The organism is Pseudoxanthomonas sp. J35, assembly GCF_000513995.1.
Classification (GTDB): Bacteria; Pseudomonadota; Gammaproteobacteria; order Xanthomonadales; family Xanthomonadaceae; genus Pseudoxanthomonas.
Genome location: NZ_KI911337.1, coordinates 13,496 through 29,380 on the forward strand (window position 1 = coordinate 13,496; position 15,885 = coordinate 29,380).

Here is a 15,885-nt window from a genome sequence, read left to right on the forward strand (position 1 = left end):
GCGCCGGACCGTGTCTTGCACTAAATTGGTGCAATGGACGTGAGTACGCCGAGCGCCGCCCCGACCCTGGAGCAGCTGACCACCCCCGTGGCCTGGACCGATGCGCAGGCGCGCATCGCCGGGGTCAATCCGGCGTTCCCGCGCTGGCTGGGCATCGGCCCGCGCCGCCTGCTCGGCCAGCCGCTGGCCGCGCTGGAAGTGGAGGGCGAGGCCCTGGCCCGCTTCCTCGAGCAGGAGGAGCGCGAGGTCCTGCGCCTGCACCGGATCGCGCTGGGCGTGCCCGGCGAGGCGCCGCGCTACGCCGACGGCTGGGTCACCCGCACCGCCGACGGCTGGCTGCTGGAAGCGCACCCGGCCGACGCCTTCCCCGCGCCAGACCCGGCCCAGGCCCTGCCCGGCGCCCTGCAGGCCGCGCTCAAGGGCCTGGCCCACGAACTGCGCAATCCGCTGGCCGGGCTCAAGGGCGCCGCGCAGCTGCTGGCGCGCCGCGCCGCCGCGCGCCCGGACGACAGCGGCGAACGCGAGCTGCTGGACCTGATCGGCGCGGAGATCGACCGCCTCAGCCAGCTGGTCGACCAGCTGATGTCGCCGGCACCGCAGCGCCCGCATGCGCCGCTCAACATCCACGCCGTGCTCGAGCGGGTGCTGCGCCTGGTCGAGGCCGAGGGCGGCTGGAGCGTGCGCGTGCAGCGCGACTACGACCCCAGCATCCCCGAGTTCCCCGGCGACGCCGACCGCCTCACCCAGGCGGTGTGGAACCTGGTGCGCAACGCGCTGGAGGCCGGCGCCTCCACCATCATCCTGCGCACCCGCGTCGAGAACGGCCTGCACATCCGCGAACACCTGCACCCGCGCGCGCTGCGCGTGGAGATCGTCGACGACGGCCGCGGCGTGCCCGACGAACTGGCCGAGCACCTGTTCCTGCCGCTGGTCAGCGGCCGCGCCGAAGGCACCGGACTGGGCCTGGCCCTGGCCCACCAGGTCGCGCGCGAACACCGCGGCTCGCTGACCTTCCGCTCGCGCCCCGGCCATACCGTCTTCACCCTGCTGCTGCCGCAGAACGACACCGAAGGAGCAACACCTGCATGAATCCGGCCGTCGCCCGCGCCGAGAACCGCCGCGTCTGGGTCGTCGACGACGACCGCTCGGTGCGCTTCGTCCTCGCCACCGCCCTGCGCGACGCGGGCTACGAGGTCGACGGCTTCGAGAACGCCGCCAGCGCGCTGGCCGCGCTGCGGGTGCGCGGCGCGCCGGACCTGCTGTTCACCGACGTGCGCATGCCCGGCGAGGACGGCCTCAAGCTGCTGGACCGGTTGAAGACCGCGCACCCGCAGCTGCCGGTGATCGTGATGTCGGCCTATACCGATGTGGCCAGCACCGCCTCCGCGTTCCGCGGCGGCGCGCACGAGTTCCTGTCCAAGCCCTTCGACCTTGATGATGCGGTCGCGCTCGCGGCGCGCGCGCTGCCGGCCGGCACGGTCCAGGCGCCTGCACCCGCAGCCGAGCCGGAACCGGAAGGCGAGCCGCCCGCGTCCGAACTGATCGGCGACACCCCGGCAATGCGCGCGCTGTTCCGCGCGATCGGCCGCCTCGCCCAGGCGCCGCTGTCGGTGCTGATCACCGGCGAGACCGGCACCGGCAAGGAGCTGGTGGCCAGCGCGCTGCACCGCGAATCGCCGCGCGCCAACGGCCCGTTCGTCGCGCTCAACACCGCCGCGATCCCGGCCGAGCTGCTGGAAAGCGAGCTGTTCGGCCACGAGGCCGGCGCCTTCACCGGCGCGCAGAAGCGCCACATCGGCCGCTTCGAGCAGGCCGACGGCGGCACCCTGTTCCTCGACGAGATCGGCGACATGCCGGCCTCGCTGCAGACCCGCCTGCTGCGCGTGCTGGCCGAGGGCGAGTTCTTCCGCGTCGGCGGCCGCGAGCTGATCCGCGTCGACGTGCGCGTGATCGCCGCCACCCACCAGGACCTCGAGGCGCTGGTCCAGCAGGGCCGCTTTCGCGCCGACCTGCTGCACCGGCTCAACGTCGTGCGCCTGCAGATCCCGCCGCTGCGCGAGCGCCGCGCCGACATCCCGCTGCTGGCCGACACCTTCCTGCACCGCGCCGCGCGCAAGCTCGGCGCCGGTGCCAAGCGCTTCGAGCCGGCGGCGCTGGCCGCGCTGCAGGCGATGGACTGGCCGGGCAACGTGCGCGAACTGCAGAACCTGTGCTGGCGCCTGGCCGCGCTGGCGCCGGGCGAGACCATCACCGTCGAGGACCTCGGCGACACGCGGGCGCCGCAGTCGCAGGTGCCGCTTCCCGCGGTGGCGTCGGCGCCGGCCGAATGGGACCGCCAGCTCGGCCAGTGGGCGCTGGCCTGCCTCCAGGCCGGCGCCCGCGACCTGCATGCCGAGGCGCGGCAGCGCTTCGACCAGGCCCTGCTCAACGCCGCCCTGCAGCACACCGGCGGCCGCCGCGTGGAAGCCGCCGCGCTGCTGGGCGTGGGCCGCAACACGGTCACCCGCAAGCTGGGTCCGGGCCGCAAGCGGCGCTGAGGCCCATGTCCGCTCCCTCTCCCCCGGGGGAAGAGGGGCTATCGCGCGGCGCCTTTGTAGAGCGGGGCTCGCCCCGCTCCCACCTATCCGTAGCCGCCGCCCGATCAGAAGCGGCCGTGGTCGCGCTGCCTTTCACGGGCGCCGGGACATCCAGCGTGGGAGTCGGGCAAGCCCGACTCTACCGTTCATTCCATCTGCACCGGCCGGGCCCGTATCCTGCGCGTTTTCCAAAGGGAGACCGCATATGCACAAGCACAGGATCCTCGCGCCGCTCGGACTGCTCGCCCTGGCCGCATGCAGCACCACGCCGCCGCCGGCTCCGGAACCGGCACCTCCGGCCCCGGTCAGTACCGCGCAGCAGGCCGAGGCCGTGCTCGCTTCGGCCTCCGGCAGCCGGGTCAGCGGCAAGCTCACCCTGGCGCCGATGGGCGACGGCGTGCACATCAGCGGCGAAGTCGGCGGCCTCGCGCCGCAGGGCCAGTTCGGCTTCCACGTGCACGAGAAGGGCGACTGCAGCGCGGTCGACGCGACCAGCGCCGGCGGCCACTTCAATCCGGCCGCCACCGCGCACGGCCGCGCCGGCACCGCGACCCACCACGCCGGCGACATGGACAACATCACCAGCAATGCCGAGGGCGTGGCCACGGTCAACGTGCACCTGCGCGGCGTGACCCTCGGCGGCGGCGCGACCAACGACATCGCCGGCCGCGCGGTGATCGTCCATGCGTCCGCGGACGACTACCAGAGCCAGCCGGCCGGCAACGCCGGCGCCCGCGTGGCCTGCGGCATCATCAAGGTCGTGCGCTGACGCGGAAAGCGACCAGGAGCCCCTCTCCCGCCGGGAGAGGGGAGATAGAAGCCACGACCTCAACGGTTCGAAAGACGCGGTAGCGCGGGGGTAGCCAGAAGCGTCCCGCTGGGCGACGCGGTGAAGGCTGGCGCGTGGCGACGCGTCAGGCGTCGCCAGCGCCCGAGTGCATTCCCGGCGCGGACGCGGAACCGCGCGATGCGGCATACCGCCGTGCTGCCGCGGCTCCGTCCGGAGCCGGCGCCCCAGCGCTCTCGCCGTTGCTGCTGCAATCGGCGCGCCACTTCCGCCAAGCGGCTGCGGTCCCCTTACCCGGATGCGCTTCGCTTATCCGGGCTACGCGACGGTGCCGTCGCCTGGAGCGCCTTCTTCCGATCAAGCGGCTGAGGCCCCTGGCCCCGGGTGCGCTTCGCTTGCCCGGGCTACTCTCCTCAACTCAGCTGAGGAGGGCGCGGGCGTCCTGCTGGCCGTCGCAGTGGACGTAGAGGACGGGGATGCCGTGGGCTTCGAGGACCGCGGCGAGCTGGCGCTGGCGGGCGAGGAACAGCTCATAGGCGCGCTGCAGCCTGTCGCAGTCGCCCTGGCCGCCGTGGTAGTGCGTGCACCAGCCGGCCGGATCGAACAGGGCCATGCGCGCTTCGCCGCCTTCAAGCCGCAGCAGCGGTTCCGGGCCGGCATCCAGCCACTCCACCGCCTGCGGCGCCAGCAGCGCCGCCTCGACCAGGTTCCACAGTGCCGACAGGCCCTGGTTGTCGTACTGCATGGCCATCATCGCGGCCAGGTCGTGCACGCTGAAGTAGCGCGCGTGCTCGATCCGCGCCTCGAAACCATCCTGCGCCAGCAACGCGGTTTGCGGCTGGGCCATGCCCAGCGCCAGCAGCTTCTCTTCCAGGGCCTCGGCGACCGGCCCCAGCACCTCGGCAGGACCGGCCAGCACGAACGGCAGCACGCGCAGGCCGCCGCCGACCAGGGCCGGATCGGCCTGCAAAGGCATCGGGATCCCGCCGTCGGCGGCCGCGCCGAAGGCGACCACGCGCGGTCCGCTGTTGCGGCCAGGCGCACGCGCGTGCAGCTCCTCCAGGCGCCGATGCAGCGACCAGCCGGGACGCAGGGCCTCGGCCGGGTCGAAGTGGGCCGCCCCCAGCACCAGGTCCAGCCCGGCAACGCCATCGACCAGGCGGGCCAGGTCGCGGCCGATGCCGACCGCCAGCTCGCCGGCGGCCTCCTGGGACAGCGCGGCCTTGCCCGGCGCCTGGCCGCCGGCCAGCTCCAGCGCGAACACGCCCCTGAACACGGCCTCAGCCATGGGCCGGGCCCGTGGAAGCGGTACGGGGGCAGGATTTTTTCATGGCTGGAAGGCTGCGGATCATTGGCCGTCTGTCGGGTCGAGGCTACACTGCGGCATTATGCATTCGCTTGCGTATGCAAGCCGTGTCCACCGAATGGAATCCACCCGAGGTCACCCCATGCCCGCACCCCGTCCCGTCGCCATCCTCGGCGGCGTCCGCATTCCGTTCTGCCGCCAGAACACCGCCTACTCGGACGTGGGCAACCTGGGGATGTCGGTGCGGACCCTCGGCGCGCTGGTCGAGCGCTTCGGCCTGCATGGCCAGCAGCTGGGCGAAGTGGCCATGGGCGCGGTCATCAAGCATTCCTCGGACTGGAACCTGGGCCGCGAGGCGGCGCTGTCGTCGGGCCTGTCGCCGCTGACCCCGGGCATCACCCTGCAGCGCGCCTGCGGCACCTCGCTGGATTCGATCATCACCATCGCCAACAAGATCGCCGTCGGCCAGATCGAGTCGGGCATCGGCGGCGGTTCGGACACCACTTCCGACGTGCCGATCGTCTACGGCAAGAAGCTGCGCGCGCGCCTGCTGGCCGCCAACCGCGCCAGGACCACGAAGGACAAGCTGGCCGCGTTCAAGGGCTTCAAGCTGTCCGAGCTCAAGCCCGAATTCCCGGGCGTGGCCGAGCCGCGCACCGGCAAGAGCATGGGCGACCACTGCGAGGACATGGCCAAGGAGTGGAACATCTCCCGCGACTCGCAGGACGAGTGGGCGGTGTCCTCGCACAGGAAGCTGGCGGCGGCCTACGAGCGCGGCTTCTTCTCCGACCTGATCGCGCCGTTCCGCGGCGTGGAGCGCGACAACATCCTGCGCCCGGACACCTCGCTGGAGAAGCTGGCCACGCTGAAGCCGGCGTTCGACAAGACCTCCGGCCGCGGCACGCTGACCGCCGCCAACTCCACCCCGCTGACCGACGGCGCCGCCGCGGTGCTGCTGTCCACCGAAGAGTGGGCGCGCGCGCACGGCCACGAGCCGCTGGCCTACCTCAAGGACGCGCAGGTGTCGGCGGTGGACTTCGTGCATGGCGAAGGCCTGCTGATGGCGCCGACCGTGGCCGTGCCGGAGATGCTCAAGCGCCACGGCCTCACCCTGCAGGATTTCGACATCTACGAGATCCACGAGGCCTTCGCCGCGCAGGTGCTGTGCACGCTGCGCGCGTGGGAGAGCGAGGACTACTGCCGCAACCGCCTGGGCCTGGATGCGCCGCTGGGCCGGATCGATCCGGAGAAGATCAACCCGGTCGGCTCCTCGCTGGCCACCGGCCATCCGTTCGCCGCCACCGGCGCGCGCATCGTCGCCACGGCGGCCAAGCAGCTGGCCGAACGGGGCGGCGGCCGCGCGCTGGTCTCGATCTGCACCGCCGGCGGCATGGGCGTGGTGGCGATCATCGAGCGCTGATCCGCGCACAGCATCGCCACGAAAGGGAAGGGCGGCCATGGGCCGCCCTTCTCCGTTTCCGCCGGCCGGTTCTTCAGCCCTTGAGCCGCGGCAGGCCGTGCTCGTCGCGTTCCTCGGGGACCGCGAGGTCCTGGATCTTCCCGCGCAGGTCGCGCCCGGGCAGTTCCTCCGCCGGTTCGCCGCGCGCGGTGCGCACGGCGTTGGCGTAGGCACGCCGCGCCAGGGCTTCGTCGCCGGCGGCGGCGAAGCCTGCGCCCAGCTCTTCCCACGCCTCGGCGCCGGCGCCCTGTGCGATCGCCCGGTGCAGGAATTCCTGGGCCTGCAGCCACTGGCCCTGGCGGCGGGCGAGGCGGCCCAGCGTCACCAGCAGCGCCGGGCTGGCCGGATGCTGCTGCAGCCACAGCTGCGCACTGGCGCGGCGCGAGTCGACGTGGTTGATCGGCAGGCGGCCGTAGAGGTCGACCAGGCGCTCGTCCCAGCGCGTGTCGATCGCCTGTTCCAGGTGGCGCAGCGCGGCCTCGTCCCAGCGCAGCGCCGCGGCGCGTTCGGCGTAGGCGGCCACCACCGCCGGCTCCACGCGCAGCGCGCGCGGCATCGCTTCCCAGCGTTCGGCCAGCAGGTTGGCGTCGGCGGCCTCGTGCAGCGAGCGCGTGGCCAGGTCCAGCTCCAGGCGTGCCAGTGCGTCGGCCGGCAGCGCTTCCTGCTGGCGCAGCGCACCGAGCAGGCCATAGGCCTCGCCGGAGCGTCCGACCATCGCCAGGGCGCGGGCGCGCAGCAGCAGGCCGCGCGGCGGCAGCGGCTGCGCCGCGGCCACGTCCAGCGCGTTGATCGCGTCGACCGGCAGCGCACGCTCGAGCAGGCGCTCGGCCTGCAGGATCGCGTGGGTGACCGGGTCGCGTTCGGCCAGCCTGGCCAGCCACGCATCGGCCGCGGCCGCATCACCACGGCCGTCGGCTGCGCGCACCGCCGCGGCCAGGGCGACGCTGCCGGCTTCCGGATCCTCGCCGGCGGCGCCGAGCAGGCGCTCGGCGCGCTGCCAGTGGCCGCCTTGCAGGGCGCGCAGGCCTTCGATCAGGCGCGCGCGGCCCTGGCGCTTGCGGTGCCGGGTCCAGGCACGGAACGGCAGGCGCAGCAGCGACCAGACGAAGCCGAGCACCAGCCACGCCAGCACCAGCAGCAGCACGGCGCGCGGCAGGGTGGTGCTGTAGTCGTAGCCGCCGGCGCGCACGAGCACCGCGCCGAAGCGCGACGGATCGTGCTGCGCCAGCCACTGCGCGCCGATCACGCCGATCACGGCGACGAGCAGCATCGCGACCAGCCAGCGGTAGGGTTTCATCGCGCCTCCTTGCCTTCGCGCAGTGCCCGCAGCTGCAGCAGGGTGCTGTCGACCAGGGGCGACTGCGGCTGCAGCGGGGCCTCGCGCATATCGTCGAGTTCCTGCCGCACTTTCCGCGATTCCGGTGAATCCGGCCACAACCGCCCGATCCACATCGCGCTGCGGTTCAGCGCCGTGTGGAAGCCGTCAACGTCGCCGCGTTCCAGCGCGGCGCGGGCGAGGGTCAGTTCGACCTGCAGCGCATCCTCGCCCTGGCGGCGCTCGGCCTCGCCCATGAGCGCGTCACTGCCGGCCGGGCGCACTTCCAGCAGCGGGGCGAGCAGGCGCTGCCACAGCGGGCGCCGGGCGTCGGTGGCGACGCTGGCGTGGTGCGGGAGCGTGGACAGCGCCTCGACCACCGCCTCCAGGCGTTGCGCCAGTGCGGCGCGCGGGCCGGGGCCGAGCGCGTCCAGCGCGGCGCGTTCGGCCGCCAGGGTCTGGCGCAGGTTGAGCAGGCCGGGGTCTTCGAGGCCTTCGAGCATGGTCGCGGCCAGCGCGTAGGCGCGGCGCGCGCCGTCGATGTCGCCGGCCACGTGCAGGCGCTGGGCACCGAGCACCAGCAGCAGTTCGGCCTCGTCCAGGCGCAGGGCCTGGTGGCCCTGGCGGGCGCGCGCATCGAGCCGCGCCACGCTCTCCTCGAGCAGGGCGTTGCGTTGGCCGAGGCCGAGGACCTCGTCGCGCAGCACGCGGTTGGACGCGGCGGCGTCCTGCAGCAGGCGGCCCTGGGCGCGCAGGTCGGCGCGCAGGGTGTCCAGGCGCTGGCCGAGGGCGTCAATCTGGCGGGCGTCCTCGATCGCGCGTTCCTGCGCCTGTTGCTGGCGGGCCTGCCAGTCGTGCCAGCCATACCAGGCGGCTCCGCACAGCAGCAGCACCAGCAGCAACGGAAGCAGCGCGCGCCAGCGTACGCGCGCGGCGACGGGGGAAACTTCGTCCACGGGAGCGTCCTTGTCCTGGGAGCGCCTGTCGCGCCGTCGAACGTGACGCGCGTCGCACCGGCGATCCTGTGGGAAAGGATCGCTTGGCGCTTTCACGCCCGCAAGCGGCGGCCGTTCAGCCCTGCAGCGCCTGCGCCGCGGCGGCGGCGAGCGCGGCCGGGCGCGGGCTGCCGGCGACGACGGTCCGGCTCCAGCCCAGCTCGCCGGCGCGCTCGGCCAGGCGCTGGCTGGCGGCGGCCACGGGCATGCGCTGCAGCGCGGCCCGGGCCGCGGGCGGCAACTGGTCCAGTACCAGGCGCAGGGCTTCCTCGCTGCTCAGCGCGATGGCGGCCGGAGCGTCGAGGGACTCCAGGCGGGCGATCGCCGCGGCGGGCAGGGGCAGCGGCACGCGTTCGTAGACGTCGGCGCGTTCGACCACCGCGCCGCGCTCGACCAGGGTCGGCGCGAGCAGGCCGCGGCCGCCGGGGGCGGTGACCAGGCCGACGCGTTCCGGCGCCGCCAGTGCCGCCAGGGCCAGCAGGCCCTCGCTGTCCATCCGCGACGGGGCGACGACGCTGGCGATGCCGGCGCGGCGCAGCGCGGCGGCGGTGCCCCCGCCCACCGCCAGCCAGTGCTGGCCGGGCCGGGCCTGTAGCGTCTGCAGCCCGGCCGCGGCGCGGACCGCGGCCGGGCTGGTGAACAGGACCACGGGGGCGCGCAGGGCGGAGGCCAGTTTCTGGCGACTGGCCTGGTCGGTGCGGGGTTCGAGTTGCCAGGGCGACAGCGCCAGCAGGCCGCCGCCGTGGCGCGCGGCGGCGCGGCGCAGGGCGCGGTGCTCGCCCCGTGCGCGCAGCGAGACCAGGTACCAGGCGGGCGGACGCGATGCGTTCATTGCGGCATTATGCGGGCCCCGCGCCTCCCCCCGGACCGAACCTCGATGAGCTCCGACGATTCCCTGGCCGCGCTGCGCGCGCGCCTGCACCTGATCCCGCAGGTGCGGTCCATGCACGCGGAGCTGGTCGCCGAGGAAGGCGGGCGCATGCGCATGGCCGCGCCGCTGGCGCCGAACGTCAACGACAAGGGCAATGCCTTCGGCGGCAGCCTGGCTTCGCTGATGACCCTGGCCGGCTGGAGCCTGGCGACGCGGCGCCTGGAACAGGCGGGGATCGATGCGGAGGTCTACGTGGCCGACAGCCAGATCCGCTACGTGGCGCCGCTGTACGGGGACCTGCAGGCCGAGGCCTGGCTGGAGGAGGGCGACTGGGAGACCTTCGTGGACACCTTCCGCCAGCGCGGTCGCGCGCGCTGCCGTATCGCCGCCTGCATCCGCCTGCCCGAGGGTGGGGAGGCGGCCACCTTCAGCGGGCGCTTCGTCGCCCTGGCCAGGGCCTGAGGTCCTGCTAGCATGCGGGCCATGCGCATCCCATGGCTCGTGTCGCTGTTCCTCCTGCTGGTGGCCGTCGCGGCCCCGGCCAGTGCCGCCGGGGCGCGGCAGCGGGCCAAGCTGGACGAGGTCCAGGTGGCCTACGCTTCGGCCTTGCGCTGGAGCGATTACGAGTCGGCCTGGCAGCTGGTCGATCCGGAGGTGCGGGCGCAGCGGCCGCTGACGGGCCTGGAGCTGGAGCGTTACAGGCAGCTGCAGGTCTCCAGCTACCGCGAAGGCGGCAACGGGGTGCTCGACGACGGCACGGTGGTGCGCGCGGTCGAGGTGGGCGTGGTCAACCGCCACACCCAGTCCGAGCGGGTGATCCGCTACGAGGAGCGCTGGCGCTGGGACCCGGAAGCCAAGCGCTGGTGGCAGATGGCCGGGCTGCCGGACTTCTGGGAAGGGCTCTGAGATCCAGGCTTCTCTCCCGGTGGGAGAGAGGCCAGCCCGCGTAGCCCCGTAGCCCGGACAAGTGGAGCGCATCCGGGACCCTGGTGCGGGAATCGCTGGCGGGCGGATCTTCCCGGCGGCGGCCTGCGGCTTTGGCCGTGATGCGCTTCTGCGAGGGGAAAGCGTCGGGCGGGGCGGCGTCGGAGGGAGCCGCGACAGTGCGGGGGTATCCCGCATCGCGCGGTTCCGCCGTCCATGGCTCCAACGCGCGAGCGCAGGCCTCCATGGCCTGCTTGCGGGATACCCCCGCACTACCGCGTCTTCGGGCGCTTCGAGCTCGCGGCTCCGCTTCCTCCCGTCTCCCCCGGGAGAGGACGCAGGTAAGGGTCGGGTGCCAGCCCGCGTAGCCCGGATAAGCGAAGCGCATCCGGGGATCCGGGCAGGAGAAGCCCTGGCGCGTCTTCGGGTGCGTTTGGGTCGTGGCTTCGTTCCTGGTCCCGCTCACGCGGGCTATGGGGCGGGCTGGCGGCCCGGGGCCGTGCCTGTGCGACAATCCCCGCCCTTTCCCGATTGCCGATCCGACTGCCGTGAATTTCGAGACCCTGATGGCCTTCTTCGGCCGCCACCCGATGCTGTCGCTGGCGCTGGCGGGCCTGACCGTGGCCATCGTCTACACCGAGATCGCCCGGCTCTTCCGCGGCTACAAGGCGCTCAAGCCGGCCGGGCTGACCGAGCTGGTCAACCAGGAAGGCGCGCTGGTCATCGACCTGTCGGCCATCGCCGACTTCGAGAAGGGCCACATCGCCGGCAGCAGGAACGTCATCCCCAGCCAGTTCGACCCGCAGTCCAAGCTGCTGGCCGGGGCGAAGCAGTCGCCGGTGGTGCTGGTCTGCCGCAACGGCATGGCCTCCGATTCGGCGGCCAGGAAGCTGAAGAAGGCCGGTTTCGAGCGCGTGTACTGGCTCGAGGGCGGCACCGCCGCCTGGGAGGCCGCGGGCCTGCCGCTGGTCAAGGGCCGCAACTGAGCTTCCGGCCACGCCCGGGCGGGCGTGCCATAATCCGGCGTTCACTACCGATCTAGACGATCGTTTCCATACAAGCCAGTCCTGGAGTTCCCGAAATGTCCGACGAAACCACCAACGGCGCCGCCGCCCCCGCCCCGCAGGATGCCGCTGCCGCTGGCCCCGCTTTCAGCGTCGAGAAGATCTACGTCAAGGACGTTTCGTTCGAAGCTCCGGGCGCGCCGGGGATCTTCAACGAGCAGGGCCAGCCGGACCTGCAGCTGAACCTCAACCAGCGCGTGCAGCGCCTGAACGATGCCCTGTTCGAGGTCGTGCTGGGCGTCACCCTGACCTGCAAGGTCGGCGACAAGACCGCTTACGTGGCCGAAGTGCAGCAGGCCGGCGTGTTCGCGCTGGTGGGCCTGCCGCCGCAGGGCATCGACGTGCTGCTCGGCACCCAGTGCCCGAACATCCTGTTCCCGTACGTGCGCCAGCTGGTCAGCGACCTGATCCAGGCCGGCGGCTTCCCGCCGTTCCTGCTGCAGCCGATCAACTTCGACGCACTGTACGCCGAGACCCTGCGCCAGCGCCAGCAGCAGGCGGGCGGCCAGGCCGAACTGGCCTCGGCCGAGCCGGCCGGCAACGCCTGAGCCGCGACGGTTCCCGCGGCGCCGTGACACGCCCCGCCTCCGTAGCGGTACTCGGCGCCGGGTCCTGGGGCACGGCGCTGGCCACCCTGGTCGCGCGCAATGGCCTGGCCACCACGTTGTGGGGCCGGGACGCCGCGATCATCGAGGCGATCGACCGCGACCACCAGAACCCGCGCTACCTGCCCGGCATCGAACTGCCGGGCAGCCTGCGTGCCACCACCGACCTGGCCGCGGCCGTGTCCGGCTGCGACTGGGTGCTGGTGGTGGTGCCCTCGCATGCCTTCACCGAGACCCTGCACGCGCTCCAGCCGGTGCTGCCGGCCGGTGCGGGCGTGGCCTGGGCGACCAAGGGCTTCGAGCCCGGGTCCGGCCGCTTCCTGCATGAAGTGGCTGCCGACGTGCTCGGCCCCGGCGTGCCGCTGGCGGTGGTCACCGGTCCGTCCTTCGCCAAGGAAGTCGCGCTCGGCCTGCCGACCGCGGTGACCGTGCACGGCGCCGACCAGGACTTCGCCCAGGTCGTGGCCGATGCGCTGCACGGTCCGGCCTTCCGCGCCTATACCGGCAACGACATGGTCGGCGCCGAGCTGGGGGGCGCGATGAAGAACGTGCTGGCGGTGGCCACCGGCGTGTCCGACGGCATGGAGCTGGGCCTCAACGCCCGCGCCGGCCTGATCACCCGCGGCCTCAACGAAATGCTGCGCCTGGCCGCGGCGATCGGCGCGCGGCCGGAGACTTTGATGGGCCTGGCCGGCCTCGGCGACCTGGTGCTGACCTGCACCGGCGATCTGTCCCGCAACCGCCGCCTGGGCCTGGCCCTGGGCCGGGGACAGGAGCTGGAGGAAGCGGTGCGCCAGATCGGCCAGGTGGTCGAATCGGTGCAGACCGCCGACGAGGTCATGCGCCTGGCCAACCGCCACGGCATCGACCTGCCGATCTCCGCCGGCGTGCAGGCGGTGCTGCATGGCGAGATCACCCCGGTCGACGGGCTGCGCCAGCTGCTGGCGCGCGAACGCAAGCCGGAATACCCGGACACCCTGTTCCGCTGAGCCGTCGCGCGTTCGCGCGCGGCCTGCCCCGCTTTTCGTCAGGCAAAGAAAAGGCCCGGCTTGCGCCGGGCCTTGGCTGGCGTGGGGGGAGGGGCTCACGCCAGCGTGAGGCAGCCGGGAGCAGGGGAGAGAGGTACCGCCCCCGGCCTTGCTGCTCGGGTCTTACCAGGTGTAGCGCGGGCCGACGAACCACTGGGTGTCGCCGTCGACGAACTTCACGTCGCCGCTGATGGCCCAGTTGGCGTTGAACTTGCCGAGCGCGCCGACGCGGCCGTAGAACTCGCCGTCGTACTCGTCGCCGTCCTCGTAGCCGGCCATCACGTAGCCTTCGAAGTTCGGGTGCAGCGAACCGCGCACGCCGACCTCGGCGCTCCAGCCGTCGTAGTCGAAGCCGCGGCCGGCATCGAACTTCTCGTAGGCGACGCGGGTGACCAGGTCGGCGCGCGGGGCGATCTCGCGGTTGTAGCCGACGCCGAAGCGGTACTGGTCGAAATCGATCGAGGTGTGGTCGATCTCCTGGTTGCTGTAGCCGCCGAACAGGTGGAAGTTCGGGGCGATGGCAACCGAGCCGTTCAGGCCCCAGCCGTCGGCGTCCGCACCATCGGTGTTGGTGGCCGCGTAGCCACCCTCGACGTAGTTGTAGGACACGCCCTCGGCGGCGGAGGCAGCGAAGGGGGAGGCAACCAGCAGGGTCAGGGCAAGCAGGGACTTCTTCATTGTTCTATCGACCTCTATGTCGGTTATCAGTCCGGCCCTTTGTGGCGGCCGGTGAGCGCAATTATTCGCGCCGCCCCGGAATCGACCCTGAATATCAAACTGACCAGTACATAAATTAGGCGGCCAGAGCGGGAACTTCCGGACTGGATCAGTTGCCGCCGGCGAACCCGTGCTGGCGCCAGGCTTCGAACACCACCACCGCCACGCTGTTGGACAGGTTGAGGCTGCGGTTGTCCGGGCGCATCGGCAGGCGCAGGCGCTGGCTTTCCGGCACCGCCTCCAGCACGTCGGCAGGCAGGCCGCGGGTTTCCGGGCCGAACAGGAAGGCATCCCGGTCGGCGAAGCGCGGCTGGTCGTGGCGGACCTGGCCGCGGGTACTGAGGGCGAACAGGCGCGGCGGGCGGAGCGCGTCGAGCGCGGCTGCCAGGCTGCGGTGCACCTGCACGCTTGCGAATTCGTGGTAGTCCAGCCCGGCGCGCCGCAGCTGCTTGTCCTCCATCGCGAAGCCGAGCGGCTCGATGAGGTGCAGGCGCGCGCCGGTGTTGGCGCAGAGCCGGATCACGTTGCCCGTGTTGGGCGGGATCTCGGGCTGGTAAAGCAGTACGTCGAAGACAGGAGCTTGCATCGCGGCGATTGTACGGGCCGCCAACCCGCCGGCGCCCGTGCGCCGGTCGGGTCTTCAGCGAGCGGCGGAGGCCGACACCGTCTCGTTCAGCAGGCTGGCGGCCAGCTGCGCGGTCAGGGCCTCGGTGCGCTCGGCGGCGACGATGGCGGCGCGCTCGGCGGCCTGCTGCGCGGTCGGGCGGACGTAGATCGCCGGCAGGTCGACGATGCGGGCGACCATGGCCTGGGCGGCCAGCTCGGTGCGCAGGGCGGCGTCGGGGCGGACGGTCACGGCCGGCAGGTCGACGATGCGGTCGACGCGGGCGCTGGCCAGCTCGGCGCGAAGGTCGGCATCCGGGCGGACGGTGACGGCCGGGAGGTCGACGATGCGGTCGACGCGCGGGGCCTCGACGGCCTGGACGTTGGCGACGGCAGCCAGCGACAGGATCAGGGCGGCCGACAGGGACTTGGCGTTCTTGGCGTTCATGGCGTGCTCCGGTGTTGTGTAGATGTGGTGTGGTAGTAATGTAATACACCTAATCAGCCTGTGCAAGGAAGATCTGAAACTTCTCCTTCTCTGTTCACCGATGGTTCAGCATTAGTCGGTGACCCGCTTGCGCGCCGCAAAGCAATGCACAAGCCGTGCCAACCGCAAGCGATTGATCTGAAAGGAATTGATGGAGTGTCCGCAGTGTCCGCGCGAGGTGGCGGACGTCCGCAGGAAGCGGACGGGGGGCGGACAGCGGCTGGAAAAGCGCGTGGGAGGTGTACTGGTCGGCCTCGAATCGGCACGCGAAGGAGGCGATGCGGTTCCCGATCGCCTGCCAGGCTCTATCTGCAGGAAGTACGGCGCCGTCGGCGCCGGCCCGTCACCAGGGCAACTGGCGGCCCTGGCCGTCGAGGAAGCGGCCGCTATGCTCCGGCCGCACGCCGTCGAGCACCTGCAGCAGCGCGGAGACCGCATCGGCGGGGGACAGCGGGGCCTTCGGCCCGCCCATGTCGGTGCTGACCCAGCCCGGGTGCAGCGCGACCACGGCGATGCCGCGGGGCTCCAGTGCCTTCGCCAGCAGGGCCGTGCCCATGTTCTGCGCGGCCTTGCCCATCGCGTAGCTGGGCGTGCGGAACTCGCGGCGGCCGGCGATCGAGCCGATCTCCGAGGACATGTTCGCCACCACTGCGCCGGGCCGGGCGCCTTCGGCATCGGCCAGCAGCGGCGCCAGCGCCTGGGTCAGCAGGAACGGGCCGATGGCGTTGGTGCGCAGGCTGGTTTCCAGGTCGGCCTCGGCGACCTGGCCGAAGCGCTCGCCGCCGTGGAGCACGCCGGCGTTGTTGACCAGCAGGCCGATGCGCGCGCCGTCGAGGACCAGCGGCAGTTCGCGCAGCAGTTCGTCGCGGCTGCGTGCGCTGGCCACGTCCAGCGGCAGCACGTGCAGGCGGCCGGGATGTTCGCCGGCGAGGGCGTTGAGGGCCGTGGCCCGGCCCGGATGGCGGCAGGCGGCGACGACATGGGCGCGGCGGGCCAGCAGCTGGCGCACGAACTCCAAGCCCAGGCCGCGGTTGGCCCCGGTCACCAGGCAGTGGCGGTCGGCTTGGGCGTAGTCGCGCACGGGGTCCGGTCCGGCATGGCCTATGGCCTAGTGTAAAGGCGACGGGTGCTGGGTAGGATCGCCCGAT

Annotated in this window: 17 protein-coding genes; 9 read left to right on the forward strand and 8 right to left on the reverse strand. The window is 72.6% G+C overall.

Annotation, left to right across the window (positions count from 1 at the left end):
- Positions 1 to 39 precede the first annotated feature (39 nt).
- The 3 genes from PSEJ35_RS0114305 (at position 40) to PSEJ35_RS0114315 (ending at position 3,345) form a co-directional block, all read left to right on the forward strand.
- Positions 40 to 1,089: an ATP-binding protein gene (locus PSEJ35_RS0114305; RefSeq protein ID WP_028918372.1), complete on the forward strand. Its 1,050-nt coding sequence runs from the start codon at positions 40 to 42 to the stop codon at positions 1,087 to 1,089.
- Complete coding sequence (ntrC, locus tag PSEJ35_RS0114310) at positions 1,086 to 2,537, forward strand: nitrogen regulation protein NR(I) (protein ID WP_028918373.1); 1,452 nt, start codon at positions 1,086 to 1,088, stop codon at positions 2,535 to 2,537. The genes PSEJ35_RS0114305 and ntrC overlap by 4 nt, the downstream gene beginning before the upstream one ends.
- Before the next feature lie 244 nt (positions 2,538 to 2,781).
- A complete protein-coding gene (locus tag PSEJ35_RS0114315; protein ID WP_028918374.1) occupies positions 2,782 to 3,345 on the forward strand; it encodes a superoxide dismutase family protein in 564 nt (187 codons plus the stop codon).
- 436 nt (positions 3,346 to 3,781) lie between these two features.
- Here PSEJ35_RS0114315 and PSEJ35_RS0114320 read toward each other — a convergent pair whose 3' ends face one another.
- Entirely contained in the window at positions 3,782 to 4,651 is an 870-nt protein-coding gene (locus PSEJ35_RS0114320; RefSeq protein WP_028918375.1) for a hypothetical protein, read from the reverse strand.
- Between the two features lie 160 nt (positions 4,652 to 4,811).
- Here PSEJ35_RS0114320 and PSEJ35_RS0114325 point away from each other — a divergent pair, with 160 nt between their 5' ends.
- Positions 4,812 to 6,089 (forward strand): acetyl-CoA C-acetyltransferase, encoded by a 1,278-nt coding sequence (locus tag PSEJ35_RS0114325; RefSeq protein ID WP_028918376.1) that lies wholly within the window; start codon positions 4,812 to 4,814, stop codon positions 6,087 to 6,089.
- Between the two features lie 73 nt (positions 6,090 to 6,162).
- Here the strand turns inward: PSEJ35_RS0114325 and PSEJ35_RS0114330 are convergent, their stop codons facing one another.
- From PSEJ35_RS0114330 to PSEJ35_RS0114340, 3 genes are all read right to left on the reverse strand, one after another.
- On the reverse strand, positions 6,163 to 7,425 hold the full coding sequence (locus tag PSEJ35_RS0114330; RefSeq protein ID WP_028918377.1) for a heme biosynthesis HemY N-terminal domain-containing protein: 1,263 nt from the start codon (positions 7,423 to 7,425) through the stop codon (positions 6,163 to 6,165).
- Positions 7,422 to 8,399, reverse strand: coding sequence for a uroporphyrinogen-III C-methyltransferase (locus PSEJ35_RS0114335; RefSeq protein ID WP_028918378.1), 978 nt, complete (start codon positions 8,397 to 8,399; stop codon positions 7,422 to 7,424). The genes PSEJ35_RS0114330 and PSEJ35_RS0114335 overlap by 4 nt, the downstream gene beginning before the upstream one ends.
- Positions 8,400 to 8,514: 115 nt before the next feature.
- Positions 8,515 to 9,270 (reverse strand): uroporphyrinogen-III synthase, encoded by a 756-nt coding sequence (locus PSEJ35_RS0114340; protein ID WP_028918379.1) that lies wholly within the window; start codon positions 9,268 to 9,270, stop codon positions 8,515 to 8,517.
- A 45-nt stretch (positions 9,271 to 9,315) separates the two neighbouring features.
- Here PSEJ35_RS0114340 and PSEJ35_RS0114345 point away from each other — a divergent pair, with 45 nt between their 5' ends.
- The 5 genes from PSEJ35_RS0114345 to PSEJ35_RS0114365 all read left to right on the forward strand — a co-directional run bounded on the left by PSEJ35_RS0114345 (position 9,316) and on the right by PSEJ35_RS0114365 (position 12,891).
- Positions 9,316 to 9,771: a YiiD C-terminal domain-containing protein gene (locus PSEJ35_RS0114345; RefSeq protein ID WP_028918380.1), complete on the forward strand. Its 456-nt coding sequence runs from the start codon at positions 9,316 to 9,318 to the stop codon at positions 9,769 to 9,771.
- 12 nt (positions 9,772 to 9,783) lie between these two features.
- Positions 9,784 to 10,215: a hypothetical protein gene (locus PSEJ35_RS0114350; RefSeq protein ID WP_028918381.1), complete on the forward strand. Its 432-nt coding sequence runs from the start codon at positions 9,784 to 9,786 to the stop codon at positions 10,213 to 10,215.
- A gap of 566 nt (positions 10,216 to 10,781) precedes the next feature.
- Entirely contained in the window at positions 10,782 to 11,219 is a 438-nt protein-coding gene (locus PSEJ35_RS0114355; RefSeq protein ID WP_028918382.1) for a rhodanese-like domain-containing protein, read from the forward strand.
- A gap of 95 nt (positions 11,220 to 11,314) precedes the next feature.
- Positions 11,315 to 11,845 (forward strand): protein-export chaperone SecB, encoded by a 531-nt coding sequence (secB, locus tag PSEJ35_RS0114360; RefSeq protein WP_028918383.1) that lies wholly within the window; start codon positions 11,315 to 11,317, stop codon positions 11,843 to 11,845.
- Positions 11,846 to 11,868: 23 nt separating this feature from the next.
- Entirely contained in the window at positions 11,869 to 12,891 is a 1,023-nt protein-coding gene (locus tag PSEJ35_RS0114365) for an NAD(P)H-dependent glycerol-3-phosphate dehydrogenase (protein WP_028918384.1), read from the forward strand.
- Between the two features lie 162 nt (positions 12,892 to 13,053).
- Here PSEJ35_RS0114365 and PSEJ35_RS0114370 read toward each other — a convergent pair whose 3' ends face one another.
- The 4 genes from PSEJ35_RS0114370 to PSEJ35_RS0114385 all read right to left on the reverse strand — a co-directional run bounded on the left by PSEJ35_RS0114370 (position 13,054) and on the right by PSEJ35_RS0114385 (position 15,818).
- Complete coding sequence (locus tag PSEJ35_RS0114370; protein WP_028918385.1) at positions 13,054 to 13,608, reverse strand: Ax21 family protein; 555 nt, start codon at positions 13,606 to 13,608, stop codon at positions 13,054 to 13,056.
- Positions 13,609 to 13,756: 148 nt separating this feature from the next.
- Positions 13,757 to 14,233 (reverse strand): tRNA (uridine(34)/cytosine(34)/5-carboxymethylaminomethyluridine(34)-2'-O)-methyltransferase TrmL, encoded by a 477-nt coding sequence (gene trmL, locus PSEJ35_RS0114375; RefSeq protein ID WP_028918386.1) that lies wholly within the window; start codon positions 14,231 to 14,233, stop codon positions 13,757 to 13,759.
- A gap of 54 nt (positions 14,234 to 14,287) precedes the next feature.
- The gene (locus PSEJ35_RS16410) at positions 14,288 to 14,698 is read right to left on the reverse strand and encodes a hypothetical protein (RefSeq protein WP_051412709.1); all 411 of its coding nucleotides are present in this window, start codon (positions 14,696 to 14,698) and stop codon (positions 14,288 to 14,290) included.
- A gap of 382 nt (positions 14,699 to 15,080) precedes the next feature.
- The gene (locus PSEJ35_RS0114385; RefSeq protein WP_028918387.1) at positions 15,081 to 15,818 is read right to left on the reverse strand and encodes an SDR family oxidoreductase; all 738 of its coding nucleotides are present in this window, start codon (positions 15,816 to 15,818) and stop codon (positions 15,081 to 15,083) included.
- Positions 15,819 to 15,885 lie beyond the last annotated feature (67 nt).

Coding starts and splice junctions, on each gene's coding strand:
- PSEJ35_RS16410 (WP_051412709.1), bottom strand. CDS start 14,698: ATGAACGCCAAGAACGCCAAGTCCCTGTCGGCCGCCCTGATCCTGTCG.
- PSEJ35_RS0114315 (WP_028918374.1), top strand. CDS start 2,782: ATGCACAAGCACAGGATCCTCGCGCCGCTCGGACTGCTCGCCCTGGCC.
- secB (WP_028918383.1), top strand. CDS start 11,315: ATGTCCGACGAAACCACCAACGGCGCCGCCGCCCCCGCCCCGCAGGAT.
- trmL (WP_028918386.1), bottom strand. CDS start 14,233: ATGCAAGCTCCTGTCTTCGACGTACTGCTTTACCAGCCCGAGATCCCG.
- PSEJ35_RS0114325 (WP_028918376.1), top strand. CDS start 4,812: ATGCCCGCACCCCGTCCCGTCGCCATCCTCGGCGGCGTCCGCATTCCG.
- PSEJ35_RS0114340 (WP_028918379.1), bottom strand. CDS start 9,270: ATGAACGCATCGCGTCCGCCCGCCTGGTACCTGGTCTCGCTGCGCGCA.
- PSEJ35_RS0114330 (WP_028918377.1), bottom strand. CDS start 7,425: ATGAAACCCTACCGCTGGCTGGTCGCGATGCTGCTCGTCGCCGTGATC.
- PSEJ35_RS0114320 (WP_028918375.1), bottom strand. CDS start 4,651: ATGGCTGAGGCCGTGTTCAGGGGCGTGTTCGCGCTGGAGCTGGCCGGC.
- PSEJ35_RS0114345 (WP_028918380.1), top strand. CDS start 9,316: ATGAGCTCCGACGATTCCCTGGCCGCGCTGCGCGCGCGCCTGCACCTG.
- PSEJ35_RS0114370 (WP_028918385.1), bottom strand. CDS start 13,608: ATGAAGAAGTCCCTGCTTGCCCTGACCCTGCTGGTTGCCTCCCCCTTC.
- PSEJ35_RS0114350 (WP_028918381.1), top strand. CDS start 9,784: ATGCGGGCCATGCGCATCCCATGGCTCGTGTCGCTGTTCCTCCTGCTG.
- ntrC (WP_028918373.1), top strand. CDS start 1,086: ATGAATCCGGCCGTCGCCCGCGCCGAGAACCGCCGCGTCTGGGTCGTC.